Source organism: Lysobacter sp. KACC 24251 (assembly GCF_057747755.1).
Genome location: NZ_CM173222.1, coordinates 2,913,127 through 2,934,317, shown reverse-complemented (window position 1 = coordinate 2,934,317; position 21,191 = coordinate 2,913,127). Strand labels below are relative to the sequence as shown.

Annotated in this window: 16 protein-coding genes; 7 read left to right on the top strand and 9 right to left on the bottom strand. The window is 69.4% G+C overall.

Annotated features, from left to right (window positions below; translation table 11 throughout):
- Positions 1-2 precede the first annotated feature (2 nt).
- The gene (locus AC3ARF_RS13590; RefSeq protein ID WP_498928782.1) at positions 3-2,513 is read left to right on the top strand and encodes a TonB-dependent receptor plug domain-containing protein; all 2,511 of its coding nucleotides are present in this window, start codon (positions 3-5) and stop codon (positions 2,511-2,513) included.
- Positions 2,514-2,629: 116 nt separating this feature from the next.
- Here AC3ARF_RS13590 and AC3ARF_RS13585 read toward each other — a convergent pair whose 3' ends face one another.
- The 3 genes from AC3ARF_RS13585 to AC3ARF_RS13575 are packed head-to-tail and all read right to left on the bottom strand — an operon-like array spanning position 2,630 to position 6,725.
- Positions 2,630-3,874: a multifunctional CCA addition/repair protein gene (locus tag AC3ARF_RS13585; RefSeq protein WP_498928780.1), complete on the bottom strand. Its 1,245-nt coding sequence runs from the start codon at positions 3,872-3,874 to the stop codon at positions 2,630-2,632.
- Entirely contained in the window at positions 3,871-4,785 is a 915-nt protein-coding gene (locus AC3ARF_RS13580) for a complex I NDUFA9 subunit family protein (protein ID WP_498928778.1), read from the bottom strand. The genes AC3ARF_RS13585 and AC3ARF_RS13580 overlap by 4 nt, the downstream gene beginning before the upstream one ends.
- A complete protein-coding gene (locus AC3ARF_RS13575) occupies positions 4,782-6,725 on the bottom strand; it encodes a lytic transglycosylase domain-containing protein (RefSeq protein ID WP_498931887.1) in 1,944 nt (647 codons plus the stop codon). Before AC3ARF_RS13575 ends, AC3ARF_RS13580 begins: the two co-directional genes overlap by 4 nt.
- Before the next feature lie 210 nt (positions 6,726-6,935).
- On the opposite strand from AC3ARF_RS13575, the gene AC3ARF_RS13570 reads away from it, so the two are divergent.
- Both AC3ARF_RS13570 and AC3ARF_RS13565 read left to right on the top strand, forming a co-directional pair.
- A complete protein-coding gene (locus tag AC3ARF_RS13570; protein ID WP_498928776.1) occupies positions 6,936-7,808 on the top strand; it encodes a sulfite exporter TauE/SafE family protein in 873 nt (290 codons plus the stop codon).
- Positions 7,809-8,019: 211 nt separating this feature from the next.
- Positions 8,020-10,983, top strand: a complete 2,964-nt coding sequence (locus AC3ARF_RS13565) for a TonB-dependent receptor (protein WP_498928775.1) — start codon at positions 8,020-8,022, stop codon at positions 10,981-10,983.
- Positions 10,984-11,111: 128 nt separating this feature from the next.
- On the opposite strand, the gene AC3ARF_RS13560 is transcribed toward AC3ARF_RS13565, so the two are convergent.
- The 4 genes from AC3ARF_RS13560 to AC3ARF_RS13545 form a co-directional block, all read right to left on the bottom strand.
- Positions 11,112-11,885 carry an endonuclease/exonuclease/phosphatase family protein gene (locus AC3ARF_RS13560; RefSeq protein WP_498928773.1) on the bottom strand — a complete coding sequence of 258 codons (774 nt, stop codon included), beginning with the start codon at positions 11,883-11,885 and terminating at the stop codon, positions 11,112-11,114.
- A 21-nt stretch (positions 11,886-11,906) separates the two neighbouring features.
- A complete protein-coding gene (locus AC3ARF_RS13555; protein ID WP_498928771.1) occupies positions 11,907-12,713 on the bottom strand; it encodes a thiol:disulfide interchange protein DsbA/DsbL in 807 nt (268 codons plus the stop codon).
- A 95-nt stretch (positions 12,714-12,808) separates the two neighbouring features.
- Entirely contained in the window at positions 12,809-13,510 is a 702-nt protein-coding gene (locus tag AC3ARF_RS13550) for a thiol:disulfide interchange protein DsbA/DsbL (RefSeq protein WP_498928769.1), read from the bottom strand.
- Positions 13,511-13,653: 143 nt separating this feature from the next.
- On the bottom strand, positions 13,654-14,535 hold the full coding sequence (locus AC3ARF_RS13545; protein WP_498928768.1) for a c-type cytochrome: 882 nt from the start codon (positions 14,533-14,535) through the stop codon (positions 13,654-13,656).
- A gap of 210 nt (positions 14,536-14,745) precedes the next feature.
- Between AC3ARF_RS13545 and yihA the strand changes: the two genes are divergently transcribed.
- Positions 14,746-15,369, top strand: a complete 624-nt coding sequence (gene yihA, locus AC3ARF_RS13540) for a ribosome biogenesis GTP-binding protein YihA/YsxC (RefSeq protein WP_498928767.1) — start codon at positions 14,746-14,748, stop codon at positions 15,367-15,369.
- A 120-nt stretch (positions 15,370-15,489) separates the two neighbouring features.
- A complete protein-coding gene (locus tag AC3ARF_RS13535; protein WP_498928765.1) occupies positions 15,490-16,380 on the top strand; it encodes a lysozyme inhibitor LprI family protein in 891 nt (296 codons plus the stop codon).
- Between the two features lie 48 nt (positions 16,381-16,428).
- Here the strand turns inward: AC3ARF_RS13535 and AC3ARF_RS13530 are convergent, their stop codons facing one another.
- Positions 16,429-17,361 (bottom strand): ABC transporter permease, encoded by a 933-nt coding sequence (locus tag AC3ARF_RS13530; RefSeq protein WP_498928763.1) that lies wholly within the window; start codon positions 17,359-17,361, stop codon positions 16,429-16,431.
- Between the two features lie 31 nt (positions 17,362-17,392).
- Positions 17,393-19,078, bottom strand: coding sequence for a peptide ABC transporter substrate-binding protein (locus AC3ARF_RS13525; protein ID WP_498928761.1), 1,686 nt, complete (start codon positions 19,076-19,078; stop codon positions 17,393-17,395).
- 101 nt (positions 19,079-19,179) lie between these two features.
- Between AC3ARF_RS13525 and AC3ARF_RS13520 the strand changes: the two genes are divergently transcribed.
- Together AC3ARF_RS13520 and AC3ARF_RS13515 are read left to right on the top strand one after the other, a co-directional pair.
- Positions 19,180-20,556 carry a glutamate--cysteine ligase gene (locus tag AC3ARF_RS13520; RefSeq protein WP_498928759.1) on the top strand — a complete coding sequence of 459 codons (1,377 nt, stop codon included), beginning with the start codon at positions 19,180-19,182 and terminating at the stop codon, positions 20,554-20,556.
- Positions 20,557-20,623: 67 nt separating this feature from the next.
- Positions 20,624-21,055, top strand: coding sequence for a hypothetical protein (locus AC3ARF_RS13515; protein WP_498928757.1), 432 nt, complete (start codon positions 20,624-20,626; stop codon positions 21,053-21,055).
- The last annotated feature ends 136 nt before the right edge of the window (positions 21,056-21,191 follow it).

Here is a 21,191-nt window from a genome sequence, read left to right as displayed (position 1 = left end):
TCATGTTTGCTGCAAAAAGGAATTCGCTGACATTGGCGATCGCCGCCACGTTGCTGGTCGGCGTTGCCGCGCCGGTCGCCGCACAGGAAACGGCGCCCACCGCCGATGCATCACAGGCCACCACGCTGGACCGCGTGCAGGTCACCGGCTCGCGCGTGCGCGGGCGCACCGCCGAGGACACCGCGGCACCGGTGGATGTGATCGGTCGCGAGGAGCTCAACGCCACCGGCGCGATGGAAGTAGGCCAGATCCTGCAGATGCTGGAGCCGTCGTTCAACTTCTCCCGCACCTTCGTTTCGGATGGCACCGACATCCTGCGACCGGCCACGCTGCGCTCGCTGGGCCCGGACCAGGTGCTGGTGCTGGTCAACGGCAAGCGCCGCCACCAGCAGGCGCTGGTCAACGTACAGCAGACCATCGGCCGTGGTTCGGCCGGTACCGACATCAACGCCATCCCGGTCAGTGCGATCGAACGCATCGAGGTGCTCCGCGACGGCGCCGCCGCGCAGTACGGTTCGGATGCGATCGCCGGCGTGATCAACATCATCCTCAAGCAGCAGACCGACCACACCGAGCTGTCGGTGGAGGGCTCGCAGTACTACGCCGGTGACGGCGAGATGCTGCACGGCTCGGTCAACACCGGCTTCAAGCTGGGCGAGGAAGGCTTCCTCAACCTGTCGGCCGAGGCGCGCAACCGCAACGAGACCAACCGCGCTGGTCCGGACAGCCTGCGCGTGGATCCGCCGCGGGTGACCCAGCGCCTGGGCGACGCCGATGCCAAGGACTATTACCTGTGGCTCAACGGCGGCCTGCCCGCAGGCGCCGGCGAGCTGTACTGGTTCGGCGGCGTGTCCCGCCGCGAGGGCAATTCCTCGGGCTTCTTCCGCAGCGCGGGCGACGGCCGCACCGTGCCGGAGCTGTATCCCGACGGCTTCCTGCCCAACATCCTGACCACGGTGGACGACGCCTCGCTGGCGGTTGGCTTCCGCGCCCCGCTGGGTGACAACTGGGACTGGGATCTGTCGATCAACCACGGCCGCAGCAAGTTCGGCTTCGAGGAAAGCAACTCGGTCAACGTCAGCTGGTGGTACGAGCCGATCGACCCGAACAACCCGGCCGCGGGCATCCATGCCGAGTCGCCGACCGAGGCCGACACCGGTACGCTGGAATTCCAGCAGACCACGGTCAACCTCGACTTCCGCGGCACCGTGGACGGGTTCAACGGCAACGCGCTGCACCTCGGCACGGGCGCGGAGTGGCGTCGCGACAGCTACGCCATCACCGCCGGCGATCCGGTCTCGTACACCTACGGCCGCACCAACGATCCGTCGATCCCGATCTACAACCAGAACGGCGGGTTTGCCGCGCCGGGCATCCAGGGCTTCCCGGGGTTCACTCCCGGTACCGAGGTGGACGAGGGCCGGCGCAGCGTCGCGGCGTACTTCGACGCCGAAACCAACCTTACCGAGCGCTTCCTGCTGGGCGCGGCGGTGCGCTTCGAGGACTACTCGGACTTCGGCAACACCACCATCGGCAAGTTGTCGGCGCGCTTTGACGTTACCGACAGCTTCGCGGTGCGCGGCACGGTGTCCACCGGCTTCCGCGCGCCGGGCGTGCAGCAGCAGTTCTACAGCCAGGTCTCGACCAACCTCAGCCCGTCCACCGGCGAGCTGACCGATACCCTGACTGCGCGCCAGGACAGTCCGGTCACGCGCGCCCTCGGCGTGCCGGCCTTGCAGGAAGAGACCTCGAACAGCGCCTCGCTGGGCATGGTGTTCAAGCCCAATGACCGCTTCTCGCTCACCGCCGACGTGTTCCGCATCGACATCGACGACCGCATCATCTTCTCCGGCAATATCGCGCCTGAGACGGTGGGCACCGACGGCCTGCCGTGTGATGCGACCAACAGCAATTGCCCGATCGCCGCGGCGCTCGCGCCCTTCAGCGTTGGCCAGGCGCAGTTCTTCACCAACGCGATCGACACGCGCACCACCGGCCTGGACATCGTTGCCCACCATCACACCGCGTTCGACAGTGGCGCGCGACTGAACCTTACCGCGCTGCTGCATTTCAACAAGACCGAAGTGCTGGATCGCCGTTCGCAGTCGCCGATCCTGTCGCCGGAGATGCTGTTCGACGACACCCAGGTGGTGCTGGTCGAGGAAGGCCAGCCGCGTCGCCACCACGTGTTGCAGTCGGTGTACGAGCAGGGCGCGTGGCAGTTGACCGCACGGGCCAACTACTACGGTCCGGTCAGCAGCGAAGGCTTCACCCCGGGCTTCAAGCAGACCTGGGGCGGCAAGACGCTGTTCGACCTGGGCGTGCGTTATGCATTCAACGACAACACCCACCTGAGCGTGGGCGGCAACAATATCTTCGACACCTACCCCGACAAGTGGGATGCCGACAATGCGGCCCCGTTCCCGCAGCTGGGCTTCAAGTACGGCTGGGAGACGCTGCCGTTCGGCATGAATGGTGGCAGCTACTACGTGCGACTCGACTACCGGTTCTGATGCGGCCGGGTTGAGTGACCAAGGCGCGGGGTCCGTTGGGCCCCGCGCTTTTCCTTGATTGGCGGCGAGATGGTGCTACCGACCTCGAGCGCGCGATGGGAGGGATGCCCTGCGGATCAGCGTTTTCCGGTGGCGTCGGCGATGGCGCGGATGCGCGCACGCTGCATCGCCTCGCCGATGGCGGGGCCGGTGAGCCCCGGCGCCAGGTCTGCCGCGCGCACCGCCAGGCCGGCGTCCAGCGCGCGGCACAGCGCGGCGGCCTGCGGGTAGGCGTCCTCCGCATGTCCGGTGCGGCCGCGCTTGTCGGCCTCGCACACCTGCGCCAGCTGGCGGATGCGCGCGGGATTGCGCCAGCCATCGCAGCGCGCGATCAGCTTGTACACGGTTTCCGCACGCAGCTCGTCGAAGCGGTGCACGTTGAGGTGCTCGCGGCAGGCGGCTTCGGCCAGCAGGCGGTGTTCGGTGGGGATGCGCAGGCGCTCGCACAGCGCACGCAATGGCGCCACGCCCGCGCCTTCGTGGCCGAGATGGCGCGGCAGCACGTGGGCAGGCGTCAGCGCCTTGCCCAGGTCGTGGGTCAGGGCGGCGAAACCGATCAGGTCATCGCCCGGTGCGATGCGCGCCGCCATGTCGCACACCAGTTCGATGTGCACCCCGGTGTCGACCTCCGGATGGAACTCCGCGCGTTGCGGCACGCCGTACAACGCGTCGACCTCGGGCAGTACCACGTCCAGCGCACCGCTGGCCCGCAGCGTGGCCAGAAAGGCCGAAGGGCGTGGGCTGGCAAGGCCGCGGCGCAGCTCCTGCCATACCCGCTCGGGCACCAGGTGCTCCAGCTCACCCGCGGCGACCATTTCGCGCATCAGCGCCAACGTCTCCGGCGCCAACTGGAAGCCCAACGGCGCGAACCGCGCCATGAACCGCGCCGCGCGCAGCACGCGCAGCGGGTCCTCGGCGAAGGCGGGGCCGACGTGGCGCAGCACCCCGGCCTCGATATCGCGCGCGCCGCCATGCGGATCCACCAGCGAGTCGTCATCCAGCGACCGGGCGATGGCGTTGATGGTGAAGTCGCGCCGGGCCAGGTCCTGTTCGAGCGTCACCGACGGGTCGGCATCGACCACGAAGCCGCGGTAGCCGCGCCCGGACTTGCGCTCGGTGCGCGCCAGTGCGTATTCCTCGCCGGTGTCCGGATGCAGGAATACCGGGAAGTCGCGGCCCACCGCGCGGAACCCCGCCGCTTCCATGGCGGCCTGGGTGCTGCCCACCACGACGTGGTCGCGGTCGCCCGCCGGCAAGCCGAGCAGGCGGTCGCGCACCGCGCCACCCACCAGGTAGACCCGCCCGGGCACGGGGCGGCTCATGCCGCGGGGGCGGACTCCAGCCCCAGGATTTCGGGCAGGCGATCGGTCACCCGCGTCGGTGTGATACCGAGCTTGGGCAGGCCGTTGTCGCGACTGGTCGAGTCCAGCGCCAGCGAACGCCAGTTGTCGCGGCTGATCGGCTTGCCCGGCAGCAGTTCGCCGATGTTGGCTTGCCAGCGCCCCAGCCCCTCGGACAATGAGACGACCATGCGCGAGCGCCCGCGGGCCTGCGCGGTCAGGCGCACGATCTGGGCCAGCGACAGCTCGTCGGGGCCGACCAGTTCGTACACCTGGCCGATGCTCGCGGGGTCGTTGAGGGCGCGCGCATAGGCTTCGGCCACGTCGCCCACCCATACCGGCTGGAAACGCGCATGGCCGCGCGCGATTGGCAGCACGGGCGCCATCCCCAGCAGCTGGTCGAAGCGGCAGAACAAACCGTCGCCCGGCCCGGCGATCACCGAGGGCCGGAAGATCGTCCACTGCAACCCGGAGCCACGCACCTTGGCCTCCGCGCGTCCGCGCGATTGCAGGTAGTGGCTCTCGCCGTGGCCAGCGTTGAGCGCGCTCATCTGCAACAGGCGCGGCGTGCCGCTCGCCTTCATCGCCGCGATCACCGATTCGGTGATGCCGACGAACACGCGCTCGAAGCCATCGCCGCGGTCACCCTTCTCGTTGAGGATGCCGGTGAGGTTGACCACCGCATCCGCGTCGGCGAACACGTTGGCGAGGAACGCACCGTCATGCACGTCGCCCTCGCGCACGCTGGCCTGGCGCGACAGCGCGGCGCGCGTGTCGGCCGTCAGCCCGCGGCTGACCACGGTGACGCGGTGGCCATCGCGCAGCACGCGCGGCACCAGGTGGCGCCCTACGAATCCGGTGCCGCCCAGGACCACGACGTGCTGTCTGCTCATCTTCGCGCTCTCGTTCTCTTTCCGGGTTGGGCGGCGGGCGTCGGCGCAGTGACCGGGTCGGGACAGGCGAAGCGCTTGCGCTTGCCATCGGTGATGCCCCGCAGGCGGTCGCTGACGGTGGCCGCGTCGCCATTTAGTCGCCAGTCGTAGATTACGCTGAATGCGAGCACGCGGGCCACGTACTCCCGCGTCTCTTTGTAGCTGATCGTCTCAATCCAGAAATCCGGATCCATGCCCGGGCGCTGCGTCTGCCAGCGCGCGAGCGGCGCGGGACCCGCGTTGTAGCCAGCGATGGTGAAGTAGGGCTGGCCACCGTACTGGTCCATGAGCTGGCGCAGGTACGCGGTGCCGATGGCGATGTTGGTGTCCGGGTCGTAGAGCATCTCGGGCCCCGTCCACGGCAGGCCGATGCGGCTGGCGACGGCGGCGCCCGTGGCCGGGATCACCTGCATCAGTCCCATCGCATTCGCCGACGAGCGCGCGGTCGGATTGAAGATGCTCTCGGCGCGGATCTCCGCGGCCACCCACGCCGGATCGATGTTCTGGCGCGTCGCCTCGCGGCGGATGGTCGCGTCATGGTGCAGCGGGAAGCGCAGGTGATACATGCGCAGTTCGTCACGCTGTTTACCGAGGTTGAAAACCGCGCGGTCGAACCAGCCGCTGGCCTGCGCCTCGGCGACCGCGATGCGCCGCTGGGTGTCGTTGAAGCGCGTGAGCGCATCGTCCCACTCGCGCTGTGCCCAGCCGGGGCGGTTCAACCGGTACAGCGCCAGCGCGCGGGTCAATGCGGGGTCGCGCGCCACCGTGGCCCGCACCGCGGGATCGTCGTCCGGCATCAGCGGGCACAGGGCGTACGGCTTCTTGATGCGGTCGGCGGCGAGGAAGCCATGGAACTCGGGCTTGCGTGCCGCCTCGGCGTACAGGCGGCGCGCGGTCTTGCGGTCGCCGGTCAGTTCGCTCAGACGCGCTTCGAAGTACTGCCAGCGCGAATCGCCACGCTGCGCCGGCGGCATCAGCCGCAGCGCCGCCAGCGCCGCCGGCCAGTCAGAGCGCGCCATCGCTTCGCGCACCCGCCATTCGTGCAGGCGGTCGTCGTAGGCCTCGACCGGCACGGCGGCGAGGCGGCGCGCCGAGTCCGGTGCGTACGATGCGACCGACCACAGTGCGATGGCATGCAGCACGCGCGCGCGATCGGCCGCATCGAACTCCAGCGCAGGCGCGAAGGCGGCCAACTGCGTCTCCGCGGCGGTCGGGTTGTCCTTGGCCAACCGCGCCAGGCCGTGCGACGCGACCAGGCGGCTGCGCGCGGTCTTCGGCCACGCCAGCGCGCGCTCGTGCGGGGCCTCCAGGAACGCGGCGTAGTCTTCGGCCAGGGCCTGCTCTTCCGTGGGCAGGCCGCGTGCGGCCGCGCGCACCACCGTGGGCTCGCCCTCGGCAATGGCGCGTTCGATGCGTTCCCAGCGCAATGCGGGCGACAGGCCGCCCTGCGCGGCGAGCACCGCCATCGGCGCATCGCAGGCTGCGGGCAGCGCGCTGCCAGCCTGGCGCCACAATGCCTGGCTGTCGGCGGTCCAAGTGGCGTCGGCGCGGCCCAAGGCCTGGCGTGCCTTGAGGTCGGCGCAGCGCAGTGACTCGGCCTTGAGCCCAGGCACCCACGCCGAAGTGAAGGCAAGCCAATCCTCGCGCCGCGCGGTGGCCGCCAGCCAGATCTCGCGGAAGGCGGCGGCGACGGGTTGGCCACCGTAGCGCTCCAGGAAGGCTTGCGCGCGCAAGGGGTCCACGGTGTCGATGTCGCGACGCAGAGCGGCGTACTCGATCCAGCCCCACAACGGGTCGCCGGCCAGGTCGGCAAAGGCGCTCGCGTCGAACCCGCCGCGCTCGGCGGCCTCCAGCGCGCTGCGCACGCGGGCCAGGCGCGTTTCCGCCGGCGAAATCGCCATGCCGGTGGCCGCGGGTGCTCCGGTCACGGGCACGCCCCCGCCACTGGAAGGGGTCGTTCCAGCCTGGGGCGCGGGGCCGGGACTGCCGGCCGGCGCGACGACCACCGGCGAGGGTTGTGCGCAACCGGTGGCAGTGAACGCCGCAAGCAGCGACGCGATTACGATGGGGGTCGTTTTTTGTCGCATGGCCCGGACTATAGCCGAGCCAGAATGAACGACTTGATGGCGCCGCAACCGATGTCGATTGCGCGTGTCACGCAGGATCCGGCAGGAGAAAACAGCGTGTCGATGGCGTGGTTGGCGTTTCTGGGCTTGGGTGCGGTAGCGGGCGTGCTGGCGGGCTTGTTGGGCGTGGGTGGCGGGCTGGTGTTGGTGGCTGCACTGGTCTGGTTGCTGCCGCTGCTGGGCGTGCCGCACGAGGCCGCGATGCATGCGGCGCTGGCCAGTTCGCTGGCCAGCATCGTGCTGACCGCGGCGGCGTCCGCCCGCGCGCATGCAAAGCGTGGCAGCGTGATGTGGCCCACCGTGCGTTGGATGGTGCCCGGGCTACTGATGGGGGGTTGGGTCGGGAGCGCGCTGGCAGTGCGTCTGCCTGGCGACTGGTTGCGATGGCTTGTTGCCGGTTACTGCTTCCTGGCGGCGGCACAATTGCTGCTGGGACGGCGCACGCCCGCGGATGGCCACACGCGTCCGGCGCCGCGTGGGCCGGGAATGAGTGCAGCCGGTGTCGGCATCGGTGCCGTGTCGGCGGTCGTGGGCATCGGCGGGGGCAGCATGACCGTGCCGCTGCTGGTGTGGCGCGGCGTGGCGCCGGTACGCGCCGTGGGGACTTCGTCGGCCTGCGGTGTCGCGATTGGCCTGGCCAGCGCGGCCGGCTACGCGCTGCAGGCGCCGGTGGGCGCCCTGCCGGCGCACGCCATCGGCTACGTGTACTTGCCGGCGGCCATTGGTGTGGCCATCGCCTCGGTATTCGCGGCCCCGTACGGGACACACCTTGCGCATCGGCTGTCGGGTGAGGCGCTGAAGCGCGTTTTCGCCGCCTTCCTGGTCCTTGTGGGAAGCAGCCTGCTGTTCGGCGGCTGAGGGTCGCCGCCACGACGGCGTCGCCCAAATCGATTCCCCCGCCCGCGTCGCGCTCCGCGGGCCTTCACGCGCCTGTTCAGGCACTGTGCGCGACCGGCGCATGCCGTTTGCCGCTTGTGGCGGGTTCACAAATTGTTTACAACCCGGTTACGCCACGGAACAGGGGCCGGGCGGCTTTGTGCTGTTACATCACTTATAGGGAGAGAGGTTGATGCAAGCGTTGCGCCGCAAGACATTGGCGAAAGCCATCCAGTTGTCCATGCTGATTGCCCTGCCCGGCGTTGTCGCCGCGCAGGAAGCCGAGTCGTCGCAGGCGACCACGCTCGATTCGGTCCGCGTGACCGGTACCCGCATCAAGAAGGCCGAGATCGAGAGCCAGGTGCCGGTGCAGACCCTGTCCCGCGAAGACATCGATCGCTCCGGCCTCACCTCGCTGGGCGACATCGTCCAGAGCCTGACGGGTGCCGGTTCGGCGCTGAACACCAAGTTCAACTCGTCCGGCAACTTCGGCTTCTCGCCCAACGGCGACGGCGTCGGTGCCGGTTCGGCACAGGTCGACCTGCGTCACCTCGGTCCCAAGCGCGTGCTGGTGCTGGTGGACGGCGTGCGTTGGATCAACGAGTCCTCCGCTTCCGGCGTGGGCGCAGCGACCGACCTCAACACCATCCCGTTGGCCCTGGTCGAGCGCATCGAGGTGCTGGAAGACGGTGCATCCTCGCTGTACGGCTCCGACGCGATTGCCGGCGTGGTCAACATCATCACCCGTCGCAACTTCGAAGGCGGCCAGGTCACCCTCAACGCCGGCCAGTACGGCGAGGGCGATGGCGACCTGGGCAGCATCGACCTGGCCTGGGGCACCAGCACCGAGCGCGCCAACTTCTTCGTCGGCGCCAGCTACGTCAACCAGGACCCGATCTTCTCCAAGGACCGCGAGCAGTCCAGCTACCCGATCCCGGGCACCGGCCTGACCTTCGCCAGCTCGGCCACGCCGAATGGCCGCTTCGTGTTCCTGCCGGGCGCGCCGAGCACGGCTTGTCCGCTGGCCGACCTGGATGACAACCCGGCGACGCCGCCGGTGGCGTTCTGCAACATCACCACGCCCAACGGGTCCAGCTTCTCGCCGACGCCGCAGTACCCGACCGACTTCATCGGCTTCCGCACCGCCAACCGCTTCAACTTCTCGCAGTACAACATGCTGCTGACGCCGTCGGAGCGCACCGGCGTGTTCGGGCAGTTCCGCTACTACTTCAACGACAACGTGCACGCCTACGCCAAGGCGCTGTTCAACCGTCGCGAGTCGACCAACCAGGCGGCGCCGGAACCGATCTTCCTCGGTGGCGATGCAGGCACCGGCAACCCGTATGCGGACGGCATCTTCATTCCTGCCACCCAGATGTACAACCCGTTCGGGATCGACCTGGACTCCAGCTCCAACCTGATCCTGATCGGCCGTCGCCCGGTCGAGGGCGGTCCGCGCCGCTTCGAACAGCAGGTCGACACCCAGTACTTCGCCGCGGGCGTGGAAGGCAGCTTCGACGCCAACGACAAGACCTGGTTCTGGGACGTCAACGTCGCGGCCAGCAAGAACGAGGCCGAGCAGACCAACTACGGCTCGTACAACATCCGCAACATCGCGCTGGCGCTGGGCGACACCGACACCTCGGGTGCGACCTGCGCGACGACGCCGGGCTGCGTGCCGCTGAACATCTTCGGTGGCCCGGGCACGATCACGCCGGCGATGCTGGCGTGGATCCAGCCGGTGGTGCGCGACCGCAGCGAGCAGACCCTGCAGCTGGCGACGGCCAACATCTCCGGCGACCTGTTCGAGATGTGGGCCGGTCCGCTGTCGTTCGCCGCGGGCCTGGAACACCGCCGCTACGAGGGCGAGTACACCCCCGACCCGATCAACTACGTCACCGTGACCCGCCCCGACGGCAGCACCGTGGTGGAGAGCCACTACAACGGCGTGCCGTCGTTGCCGACCTCGGGCGAATACGACGTCAACGAAGCCTATGTCGAATTCAACGTTCCGCTGATGCGCGACGGCCTGTTCGGCAAGAGCCTGGACCTGAGCCTGGCCGGCCGCTACTCGGACTACTCGACCTTCGGTGGCCAGTTCACGCCGAAGTTCGGCCTGCGCTGGCAGGTGGCCGATGAGCTGCTGCTGCGTGCCACCTATGCCGAAGGCTTCCGGGCCCCGTCGATCGGCGAGTTGTACGGCTCGGCCAGCCGCGCCGACCTGCAGTTGGACGACCCGTGCCTGATCGGCCTGGATGGCTCGGCGCCCACCGGCAACACCGCGAATTGCCGCGCGCTGGGCGTCCCCGCCGGCGCTTCCCAGTCCAACGGCCAGATTTCGGTGACCACCGGTGGCAACCCGGACCTGCAGCCGGAAACGGCACGCAGCTTCACCGCCGGCATGGTGTTCAGCCCGGCGTTCGCCAGTGACGCCGCATGGTCGGAGCGCCTCGACATCGAGCTGACCTTCTACCGCCACGCGCTGGAAGGCGCGGTGCAGGCCATCGATGCACAGACCCAGCTGGACCTGTGCGTGGAGACGCTGGACCCGCTGTACTGCAACGGCATCACCCGCGCGCCCAACGTCGGCAGCATCAACAGCTTCAACAACCGCCTGACCAACCTCGGTTCTATCAAGACCGACGGCTGGGACTTCGACGTGTTCTGGACCCTGCCGGAATCCTCGCTGGGCAACTTCAAGCTGGCTTGGCAGAACACCTTTGTCGGCCGCTACGAAGCCATCGGCGCCGCGGGCCAGGTGCAGCCGCGCACGGTGGGCGTGGAAGTCACCGACAGCGCGATTCCGGAATGGACCTCCAACACCTCGCTCGAGTGGGGCAAGAACGCCTGGACCGCCTCGTGGACCATGCGTTACATCTCCGAGCTGGAAGAGGAGTGCGGCGACGCGGTGTCGTTCCCGGTGTGCAGCAACCCCGCCGAGGGCACCAACACGCTTGACGCGATCACCTACCACGACGTGCAGGTGGGTTACCGCTTCGACTGGATGAAGGGCCTGCAGCTGGCCGTGGGCGCCAAGAACGTGTTCGACAAGGATCCGCCGATCTGCCTGTCGTGCTCGCTCAACGGCTACGACGCCTCCACCTACGACATCCCGGGTGGCCGTTACTTCTACGTGCGTGCCGACCTGCGCTTCTGATCGGTTGAAGGTGTGACAGTAGAACGGCCGGGGAGCGATCCCCGGCCGTTCGGTTTTGTGGTCGGCGGAATTCGCCGGACGAAGACGCGGTTCAGAGCCTCGGCGCCGCGCGCGGCGGAATCGCACGGTCAGCCCAGCGCGGCTTCCGGCACGTCCAGGTTGACCGACAGCGCCAGGTGGTCGGAGAACGCGGCGGCCAGCGCCTTCGGCTCGCTGCAGCGCAGGCCATCGCCGACCAGGATGTGGTCGATGGCGCGCTGCGGGCTCCAGCTGGGGAACGTAGGCGTGTCGTGGTCGGGCGGTTGCAGGCGCGTACGCTTGAACAACTGCTGCATCTCGGGCCGGTCGACGGGGCAGTTGAAGTCGCCCATCAGCACCGCGTTGGCATGGCCGTGCAGCAATTCCGCGATGAACGACAGTTGCGAGGCGCGCGAACTGGCCCCCAGCGACAGGTGCGCAACCGCCACCATGAGCGCGTCGGGCTCGTTGCCGAAGCGGGCGATCAGCACGCCGCGCCCGCCCAGTCGCCCGGGCAGGCTATGGTCGAGTACTTCGCGCGGCTCCAGCCGTGCCAGCAGGCCGTTGGCGCTGGAGGCCACGCCACCGACGCGGCGGTTGGGCTGGTGGCTCCAGTAATCGAAGCCACCGCGTTCGGCCAGGTAATGGGTCTGGTTGGTGAATCCCGAGCGCAGGCTGCCCGGGTCACTCTCGTTCAGTCCGACGATGTCGTACTGGCCGGCGAGCTGGGCGATGGCGTCCAGGCTGCCGCGTTTGTTGCCGGCGGGCAGCACGTGCGACCAGCTGCGGGCGACATAGTCGTGGTAGCCGCGCGTACTGGAGCCCGCCTGGATGTTGGCGCTGAGCAGCCGCAGCCGTCGCGTCTTCCTGCCAGGCGAGCCCATGTCGACGGATTCCCGCTTGGATCAGCCGCCGGTGGCGGGGGCCGGCGCCGGCGCGGCCGGAGCAGCGGCGGCCCGTTCCATGGCGATCAGGTGGTCGGCCACGCGCAGCACGTTCTCGAAGCCGCCGCCGGCGATGATCCGGTACTTGCCATTGACCACGACGCTGGGCGTGCCGTCCACGCCGCTGCGCACCAGGAACTGCTCGGCGCGCTTGAGCTTGCCGGCGACGGCGAAGCTGGACATGGTGCTGGCAAAGGCCTTCGCGTCGGCACCGTATTTGGCGTAGAACGCGGCGACCTGCTCGTCGGTCACGCCCTGCACCGGCAGGGTGCGCTCCAGGTGGATCGCGCGGAACATCGCTTCATGGGTCTTGCCCACCAGGCCCATGCCTTCGGCCGTGTAGTAGGCCTTGGCGTAGGGGATCCAGTAGCCACCGAACGGGGCGGCGACCGGCACGAAGTTCACGTCCGCCGGCAGCTTGGCCTTCCAGGCCGACACCACCGGTTCAAAGCTGGCGCAGTGCGGGCAGGTGTAGCCAAACGCTTCGGCCACCTCGATCTTGCCGGTGCCCGGCTGGAACGGCTGCCCACCCGGGATTTCCACGTAATCGGTGCCCGCGACCGGTGCCGGACCCTGCGGCGGCACGATCGGGTTGTTGTTCGGGGTTTCCGCGGCGGGGGCGGGCGTGCCGGCCTCGGTGCCCGCTGGTGCGGGGGTCGTGGCCGGGGCGGTCTCCGCCACCGGGGCAGCCGGCGCCGGCGCCTCCTGCTTGCCGCAGGCGGCCAGGGTCAGGGCAGTGAGCAGGATCAGGGTCAGGCGTGAAGTCATTGCGGCGATTCCACTGGAGAAAGAGGGAGCGGCGTTTATTCCGCATTATGCGGGCAGCGCGCGTCGGGTAGCGCGCGCCCGGTCACGACCGCGGCTCAGCGCTTGGCGCGCGCCGCGGGACGTCGCGCCGCGCGTTCCTGCGCGATGAGGCGGTCGACGATGTTCAGGCGGTCGGCATAGGTCTTGCCGCCGATGATCCGGTACTTGCCGTTGACCACCAGGGACGGCGTGCCATCCACGCCGCTGCGCTCGATGAACGCGTACGCGCGCTGCAGGTCGGCCGCGACTTCGGGGCCATTGAACGTGGCAAGGAAACGGGCGCTATCCACGCCCCGCCCGGCGTAGAACGTGGCGATCTCTTCGGCACTGGCATCGCCCAGGGGCAGGCTACCGTCCTCGTGCAGCGCGCGGAACATCGCGGCATGGGTCTGCGCGGCCACGCCCAGGCGCTGCGCGGCATAGTAGGCGCGCGCATACGGCATCCAGCGGCCACCAAACGGGGCGGCGACCATCACCACGCTCACGTCCTTGGCCTGGCGCGCCTTCCATGCCGAGAATGCCGGCTCGAAGTGCGCGCAATGCGGGCAGGTGTAGCCAAACACCTCGGCCACCTCGATCTTGCCGGCCACTGGCTGGTATGCCGCGCCGCCTTCGATCAGCTCATAGTCCACGCCGGCAACGGGGACATCCGTGGACTTGGCGGCGGGCGGGGCCGCCATCAGGCTCGCCAGCGGCAGCATTGCGAGCAGCGCGGACAGGGCCAGGGTGGGGAAGAGCGAAGGGCGACAGGTAGGCATCGTTCAGTCGGGACGGTTGGGCCCGTGCGGCGGCAGGGCGGGGGGATGGGCGACGTCCGGAAACAGAAACGCCGACCGCTAGGATAGCGGTCGGCGTCCTGAATGCAGCGTTGGCGGATGTGACCGCGGTCGCCGCGCGAAGTTCAGCCGCCCAGCGGGCGCGAGTTGCTCTGGGCGGACGAGGCCTCGTCCTTGGCCGGCTCCGCGGCGGGCGCCTTCGGGGCCGCCGGAGCCGCCGGCAAAGCGACGGGGGCGGGCGCTGCGCTGGCCACGTCGTCACGACGCGGGTGCAGGCCCTGCAGGTAGCTGGACAGCGAGGTGATTTCCTCGTCGGTCAGCTGCTTGGCCACGCCGGCCATCACGTTGAACAGGTGCGGATCACGCTGGGTGGTGGTGCCGGCGCGGTATTCCTCGAGGCGGCGCTTGCTGTAATCGGCCATCTGGCCAGCGACGCGCGGGTACGCCGGGCCGGGGTTGCCGGCACCGGTCGGACCATGGCACGCCATGCACGCGGGGATGCCGCGGGCCTTGTCGCCCGACAGGAACAGCTGCTGGCCCACTTCGTAGAACTTCTTGCCGGCATGGGGGCCGGTGGCGATGGCGGTATCGTCGGCGATGCCGGCGCCCGACTTCTGCGCCGCGAAGTGCGCGCCGACGTCGCGGGCATCCTGCGCGGTGAGCATGCTGGCGAACGGCATCATCACCGCGGACATGCCGCCGGTGCGCTCGCCGCTCTTGAACAGGGCCAGCTGCTGGGCGATGTAGCGCTCGCTCTGTCCGGCCAGGCGCGGGTACTGCGGGTCGGTCGGGTTGCCGTCGAGGCCGTGGCAGGCCGCGCAGGTGCCGGCCTTGGCGGCGCCGGCCTTGGCGTCGCCCCAAACCGTCTTCTCCGGCTTGGCGTCCAGCGGGGCGGTCTGCACCTGCGCGGTCGGTGCGACCGGGGTGACCGTGGTCTGGGCATAGGCGACGGCAGCAACCGCGAGGGCGGCGAGGCCGACAATGCCGAGGACGCGGGCTTGGCTCATTAGGCTGGGCTCCGGAAAATCTGGTGTGTAGACAGGCAAACGGGCAGCACCGCAAGCGGCGCCGGAACCGCGGAATTATCGTCGGCGGCCGCCATGGGGTCAACGCGCCGTGCGCCGAAGGCGGGGACCGCGCCACGTTTGCCTCCCGCCCGACCATACGCATAGCCATCCTTCCGACCGGAACCCCGTGGGCCGTGCGATCCTAGGCGGATGTCGAATCCCCTAGCCCGCGCCAAATACCTGTTGGCCGCCCACAACCCGCGCCAGTTGCCGCCCGACGGCGGCTTCGAGGTGGCCTTCGCGGGCCGCTCCAATGCGGGCAAATCCACCGCGCTCAATGCGATCTGCAACCAGAACGCGCTCGCCCGCGTGTCCAAGACCCCGGGACGCACCCAGCAACTGGTGTTCTTCGACATCCCGCCAACCACCGACCGCTACCTGGTCGACCTGCCCGGTTACGGCTACGCCAAGGTGCCCAGGGACCTTCAGGCGCACTGGCAGGCTTTCATCCAGCAGTACTTTGAAACGCGCCAGGCGCTGCGCGGGCTGGTGGTGGTGATGGACATCCGCCATCCGCTCAAGGACTACGACCTGCAGATGCTGGGCTACGCCGTGCGCCGCGGGCTGCCCGCGCATGCGTTGCTGACCAAGGCCGACAAGCTCAGCCGCAGCCAGCAGATGCAGTCGCTCGCCGCAGTGCGCAAGGAACTGTCGTCGCACTTTGCCGACAGTGTCAGCGTGCAGGTGTTCTCCGGCGAGTCCAAGCTGGGCGTGGACGATGTGCGTGGCGTGATCGGTTCGTGGCTGGAGATGACCCCGCCCGGCACTGCCTGAGGCGCACCGGCGGCGCCTCAAACTGTAGCTACCGGTTGCCTATAATCTGCGGCCCTGCGGCCTGCAGGCCAGGGCCATCCCCCGCCGGACCGTGGGGTCATCCATCTTCAAGGAGGAAGCATGTTGCGCATTGTTTTGCTTGTCCTGACCCTGGCGTGGGCCGCTGGTTGCTCGAAGTCGCCTGCGCCCGTCCCGGCCGCCTCGTCCGATGCCGCCACGGAACAGTTGCTCAGCGACATGGAGGGCGTGTGGCGTTCCTCTGAACCGGAACAGCTGCTCTATCTGGTTCGCGAGGGTCGCAACCTGCGCTTGTTGAGTGATGGCGTTTACGAAGCCGACGTGCAGTTGCGCTCGGTGGACGTGAAGGCGCAATCGGCCAACCTCTCGGTGGCGGCGGCAGGCGGGCGCGTCATCTGGACGATCCAGAAGGTGCCTCAGGAGGGCGGACCCGGCTTCCGACTGCTGGTGACGATGAATGGTGGCTCCCAGCTCGACATGGCGCTGGTGCGGCGGATCTCGTCCGAAGACCGCGAATTCATGGCCGGTGAGCTGGCCCGTGCAATGCGCGAGGACGGGACCGAGGTAGCGGCCGAGGCCGATCCGCAGATGGTCGAAGAAGGGCCGGATGCAGTCGATGCTGCCGAATCCGCCTCCAGCGACGATGACAAGCTCAGCAAGGGCGGCGTTGCCTTCGACGAAGCGGAGGCGGCAGCGGTGGTCCCCGACGGCTCGGCGCCCAGTTTCGACTGCGGGAAGCCACTCAACCGGGCGGAATCCCTGGTCTGCGGTGACCGGGAGGTGGGCGAACTCGATCGGCGGTTGTCCAAGGCGTACCGCCTGGCACTTTCGCGCTCCGATCAGCCCGAGGCCGAGCGCTCCACGCAGATGCGGTGGCTGGCGGAGAAGCGAAATGCCTGTGACGACGCGGCCTGCCTGCGCAGGGTGTATCGCCAGCGCCTGAAGTACTTCGAAGGCCCACCGCACTACGCCTATTCCGAGCACGCCGAATAGGTCGGCTGTGCAGGCGGGCCGGGGCAGTGGGCGCCGCGCGGATACCGATCAGCGCGATTCGCGCAGCCTCGGATCCATCCAGCCGCGCAACGCATCGACCAGCGCGTTGATCGCCACGATCAGCGCGCCGACCACCAGCACCACGCCCAGCACCAGGGTGTAGTCGCGGTTGAGTGCGCCCTGCACGAAGTAGCGCCCCATGCCGGGGATGCCGAACACCTGTTCGACCACGGCCGAGCCGGTGATGACGTTGATCAGCGCCGGCGACAGCCACGCCACGACCGGCAGCAGCCCAGGCTTGAGCGCGTGCGCGAACAGCAGCCGCGCCTCGGACAAGCCGCGCGCGCGCGCCGCCTGCAGGTATTCGGCCGACAGCGTCTCCAACATCGAGGCGCGGGTGAGGCGGGCGCAGTAGGCGATGTTGGGCAGGGCCAGTGCGATCACCGGCAGCACCGCGTGGCGCAGGCCGTCCCAGCCCTCGCCGCCCCAGCCGCCCGCGGGCAGCCAGTGCAGGGTGACCGCGAACAGCAGCACCAGTAGCGGCGCGGCGACGAACTTCGGCACCGCCAGGCCGAGACCGGCGCCGAACATCAGCAGACGATCGCTCCATCGCCCGCGCCGCCGCGCGGCCCAGACCCCCAGCGGAATGCCGAGGCCCAGCGCCAGCAACAGGGCGCAGCCGCCGTTGAACGCCGATACCGGCAGCGCGTTGGCGACGAGCTGGTTGACGCTGTAGTCGGGGTACTGGAAGGACGGGCCGAGGTCGCCGCGCGCCACGTCGCCCAGCCACGCCAGGTATTGCGCGGGCAATGGGCGGTCGAGGCGGTATTGCGCGTCGAGAGCGGCCTGCACTTCAGGGGGGGCGGCCTTCTCGGCATCGAACGGGCCACCGGGCGCGGCACGCAGCAGCACGAAGCACAGCGTCGCGAGCAGCCACAGGGTGAGCAGGGCTTCCAGTACAAGTCCGGCGGACCGCTTCATGCCGGTGCTCCGGCGTTGGGGCGGGGGCGACTCATGGCTGGCGCGATTCCAATCGCAACCAGCGGCTCGCATGCCGGTCGAGCGGATTGGCCTCGAAGCCCCGCACGCGCGTACTGACCAGGTGCTTGGACGTGTAGAAGTACAGCGGAATGGCCGCGTGCGCGTTGAGCAGCCGCGTCTCGGCGGCGCGCAGCCACGCATTGCGTGCTGCCTCGCTGCGCGCGGCGTCGGCCCTGGTCAGTCGCTCGCGGAAGCCGGCGTCGTCGTAGCCGGTCCAGTTGAGCGGGCCCTCGCTGCCAAACGCGGCCAGGAAATTGCGCGCATCGGGCACATCGCCGATCCAGCCGCCGCGGAACACCTGGGTGATCACGCGTTGCTTGCGGTTGCCGACGAACACCTTCCACTCCTCGTTGCGCAGGCGCACCTGCACGCCCAGCACCTCGCGCCACATCGCCGCCACTGCCAGCGCCAGGCGCCGGTGCGGGGTGGAGGTGTTGTAGCGCAGTTCCACGACCAGCGGCCTTGCGCGCGAGTAGCCGGCTGCGCGGTAAAGCGCCCGGGCCCGCGCCTCGCGTTGCGCCTGGCTGAGGCGCGCGGCCGGCATCGCGGCCGGGTTGTAGCCGGCGATGCCGGGTGGCACCAGGCCGAAGGCCGGGGTTTCGCCGAGCCCGGTGACGTGGCGGGTGAGGATGTCGCGGTCGACCGCCAGCGACAGCGCTTCGCGCAGGGCGGCGCCGGGGCAGGGCGCGGTACGTGGGCAGGTGGTGTCTGCGCCTGCCGCCACCGGGCTGCCGGGGCCGCCCGCAAACGGTGGCCTGGTCAGGTTGAACCCCAGCCAGAAGGCGCCGAGGTAGGGCGAGATGCGCAACTGGGCGCCAAACCGTTGCCGCAAGGCGGCCAGCGGCTGCGGCGGGACCACCTCGGTGATGTCCAGGTCGCCTGCGGCGAAGCGCTGCAGTTCCGCGGCGGCGTCCTCGGTGACATGGAAGCGCACGCGGGCGATGGCCACCTCGCGCACGGCATGGAAGTGCGGATTGCGAGCCACCACGAGGTTGGCCTGCGGGGTCCACGCGTGCAGCCGGTAGGCGCCGTTGCCGACCAGCCGTCCGGGCCGTGTGTGCTGCGCGCCGTGTGCCTGCACCGCGGGCAGGTACACCGGGAAGGCGATCGGCAGCGTCAGCAGGGCCGGCAGCGGCGCGCTGCGATCCAGGCGGAACAACACGGTGCGCGCATCGGGGGCGTGCACGCCCAGCGCGGTGGGCGGCAGCGTGCCGGCCTGCACGGTGCGGGCGTTGTGCAGGGCGTCGAACAGTTCGGCAAAGGGCGCCGCGGTCATCGGCGCGAAGGCGCGGCGGAAGCTGGCGACCACCTGCGGCGCGTCCAGTGGCTGGCCATTGCTCCACCGCAGGGCGGGGCGCAGGGTGAATGTCCAGGTGCGGCCGTCCGGCGACACCGACCAGCGCTCGGCGATGCCGGGGACGAGGCGGCCGCGCGCGTCTTCGGTGACCAGGCCTTCGTAGAGGTCGCGCAGGATGTTGCCGCAGGCCACCTCCTGGCAGCGGTGCGCGTCCAGGGTGGAGGGCTCGGGGCCGTTGCCGCGCTCCAGCTGTGCCGGTGCGGGACCTGCGTGCGCGGGTGCAACCGTGGCAAGCAGCGCGGCGACCACCCATGGGCGCCCCCTCGCGACTGCGCGCGGCAGCAGACCAGAGCGTTTCATGGCGACGGTTGTTCGGGGCAAGCGCGCGGCTACACTGCCAAGGTCTTGCGATTGTAGGCGAAGGCCGCATATCGCTTGCCCATTCCCCCAGCGAGGTGCCTGTGTCCGGTCCGAGTCAGGTCAAGGATGTCCCCATCGGCACCGGCGCCGAGGGTCGTGCCCAACTCATCGACTACCTCGCCAGCGGCGTGCGCCCGCGCGAGGACTGGAAAATCGGCACCGAGCACGAGAAGTTCGGCTTCCGCACGGACGACCTGCGTCCGCCCACCTTCGACGGCGAGCGCGGCATCGAGGCGCTGCTCAAGGGCCTGACCCGGTTCGGCTGGGCGCCGGTGGAGGAGCACGGCCGGGTCATCGCCCTGACGCGCGACGGTGCGTCGGTGTCATTGGAGCCCGCGGGGCAGCTGGAGCTCTCCGGCGCGCCGCTGGCCAACCTGCACGAGACCTGCTGCGAGACCACCGGTCACCTGCAGGAAGTGCGCGCGGTGGCCGAGCCGATGGGGCTGGGGTTCCTCGGCATGGGCTTCCAGCCCAAGTGGCGCCGCGACGAGATGCCGTGGATGCCCAAGGGCCGTTACAAGATCATGCGCGAGTACATGCCCAAGGTTGGTTCGCTGGGCCTGGACATGATGACCCGCACCAGTACGGTACAGGTCAACCTCGACGTCGGCAGCGAAGCCGACATGGTGAAGAAGTTCCGCGTGTCGCTGGCGTTGCAGCCCATCGCCACCGCGCTGTTCGCCGATTCGCCATTCACCGAGGGCCAGCCCAACGGCTACCTGAGCTACCGCTCGCACATCTGGACAGACACCGACGGCGACCGTACCGGCCTGCTCGACTTCGTGTTCGAGGATGGCTTCGGTTACGAGCGCTACACCGACTACCTGCTCGACGTGCCGATGTACTTCGTCTACCGCGACGGCAGCTACATCGATGCCTCGGGCCAGTCGTTCCGCGATTACATGGACGGCCGCCTGCCGGCGTACCCGGGCCATCGGCCCACGATGCAGGACTGGGCCGACCACAGCACGACCGCCTTCCCCGAGGTGCGCCTCAAGAAGTACCTGGAAATGCGCGGCGCCGACTCCGGCCCGTGGAACCGCATCTGCGCCCTGCCGGCATTCTGGGTGGGACTGCTCTATGACGATGCCGCGCTGGATGCGGCCTGGGACCTGGTCAAGGACTTCAGCCTGGCCGAGCGCCACGCCCTGCGCGATGGCGTGCCGCGGCAAGCAATGAAGTTGCCGTTCCGCGGCGGCACCGTGCTGGACCTGGCGCGGCGCGCGCTGGAGATCGCCGCGCACGGGCTGGCCCGGCGCGCGCGCTTGAACCGCAATGGCGCCGACGAGTCGATCTACCTCGAGCCGCTGATGGAGTTCGTGGAAGCCGGCATCACCCCGGCCGAGCGCAAGCTGGCGCTCTTCCACGGTGAGTGGCAGGGCGACATCGACCGCGTGTTCCCGCAGTTCGCCTACTGAGCCGCGCCGCCGGGAATCCCGCTATCCTGCGCCCGTCGGCCGCCTCGCGGCCATGGGGAGCAGGAAGATGTTCAAGCGTCTCGGGGTGATGCTGTTGCTGGTGCTGGTGGTTTCGGCTTCGTCGGTGGCGCAGACCGTGGGCACGGTCCGGCCGATGGTCGCGCCGAAGCTCGACACGATCGTGGTCGACTACCGCCAGCAGTACGAAAAGGAACGCGCCAAGAACCAGGCGCTGCGCGATGAGAACGCACGACTGGGCCAGCAACTGGCGGCATGGACGCAGCGCGGCGGCAGTCAGGTGCACGCCTACTGCGAGACCCCGAGCCTGAGCCGCAACAGCGCCGGCGCCAGCAATGACTGCGCCGTGTCCGGGTTCGGCTGCGAGCCGGTCAGCGGTCTGTGCCGCACGGTGGCCAACAGTTCGGCCGATTGCGCGGCCGGCTACATCTATTGCGCCACCAACCGGCAATGCGTGCGCGACGCGAACGCTTGCCCCTGACCCCGCACTTCCCCCCGGGTCCGCGGCGCGATCCCGCCGCGGGTCCTAGGCCGGCGCCTCGTCTGCGCCGGCCGGAAGTTGCAGGCGATACCGTTGCGCCACGTCGCCGCGGGTGGGGCCACAATGCGGGCAACCC

What these genes read in the sequence shown, in the direction of transcription:
- AC3ARF_RS13525 (WP_498928761.1), bottom strand. Translation starts at nt 19,078, where the DNA reads ATGAAACGCTCTGGTCTGCTGCCGCGCGCAGTCGCGAGGGGGCGCCCA.
- AC3ARF_RS13585 (WP_498928780.1), bottom strand. Translation starts at nt 3,874, where the DNA reads ATGAGCCGCCCCGTGCCCGGGCGGGTCTACCTGGTGGGTGGCGCGGTG.
- yihA (WP_498928767.1), top strand. Translation starts at nt 14,746, where the DNA reads ATGTCGAATCCCCTAGCCCGCGCCAAATACCTGTTGGCCGCCCACAAC.
- AC3ARF_RS13570 (WP_498928776.1), top strand. Translation starts at nt 6,936, where the DNA reads ATGAACGACTTGATGGCGCCGCAACCGATGTCGATTGCGCGTGTCACG.
- AC3ARF_RS13590 (WP_498928782.1), top strand. Translation starts at nt 3, where the DNA reads ATGTTTGCTGCAAAAAGGAATTCGCTGACATTGGCGATCGCCGCCACG.
- AC3ARF_RS13530 (WP_498928763.1), bottom strand. Translation starts at nt 17,361, where the DNA reads ATGAAGCGGTCCGCCGGACTTGTACTGGAAGCCCTGCTCACCCTGTGG.
- AC3ARF_RS13575 (WP_498931887.1), bottom strand. Translation starts at nt 6,725, where the DNA reads ATGGCGATTTCGCCGGCGGAAACGCGCCTGGCCCGCGTGCGCAGCGCG.
- AC3ARF_RS13555 (WP_498928771.1), bottom strand. Translation starts at nt 12,713, where the DNA reads ATGACTTCACGCCTGACCCTGATCCTGCTCACTGCCCTGACCCTGGCC.
- AC3ARF_RS13550 (WP_498928769.1), bottom strand. Translation starts at nt 13,510, where the DNA reads ATGCCTACCTGTCGCCCTTCGCTCTTCCCCACCCTGGCCCTGTCCGCG.
- AC3ARF_RS13535 (WP_498928765.1), top strand. Translation starts at nt 15,490, where the DNA reads ATGTTGCGCATTGTTTTGCTTGTCCTGACCCTGGCGTGGGCCGCTGGT.
- AC3ARF_RS13560 (WP_498928773.1), bottom strand. Translation starts at nt 11,885, where the DNA reads ATGGGCTCGCCTGGCAGGAAGACGCGACGGCTGCGGCTGCTCAGCGCC.
- AC3ARF_RS13580 (WP_498928778.1), bottom strand. Translation starts at nt 4,785, where the DNA reads ATGAGCAGACAGCACGTCGTGGTCCTGGGCGGCACCGGATTCGTAGGG.
- AC3ARF_RS13545 (WP_498928768.1), bottom strand. Translation starts at nt 14,535, where the DNA reads ATGAGCCAAGCCCGCGTCCTCGGCATTGTCGGCCTCGCCGCCCTCGCG.
- AC3ARF_RS13515 (WP_498928757.1), top strand. Translation starts at nt 20,624, where the DNA reads ATGTTCAAGCGTCTCGGGGTGATGCTGTTGCTGGTGCTGGTGGTTTCG.
- AC3ARF_RS13565 (WP_498928775.1), top strand. Translation starts at nt 8,020, where the DNA reads ATGCAAGCGTTGCGCCGCAAGACATTGGCGAAAGCCATCCAGTTGTCC.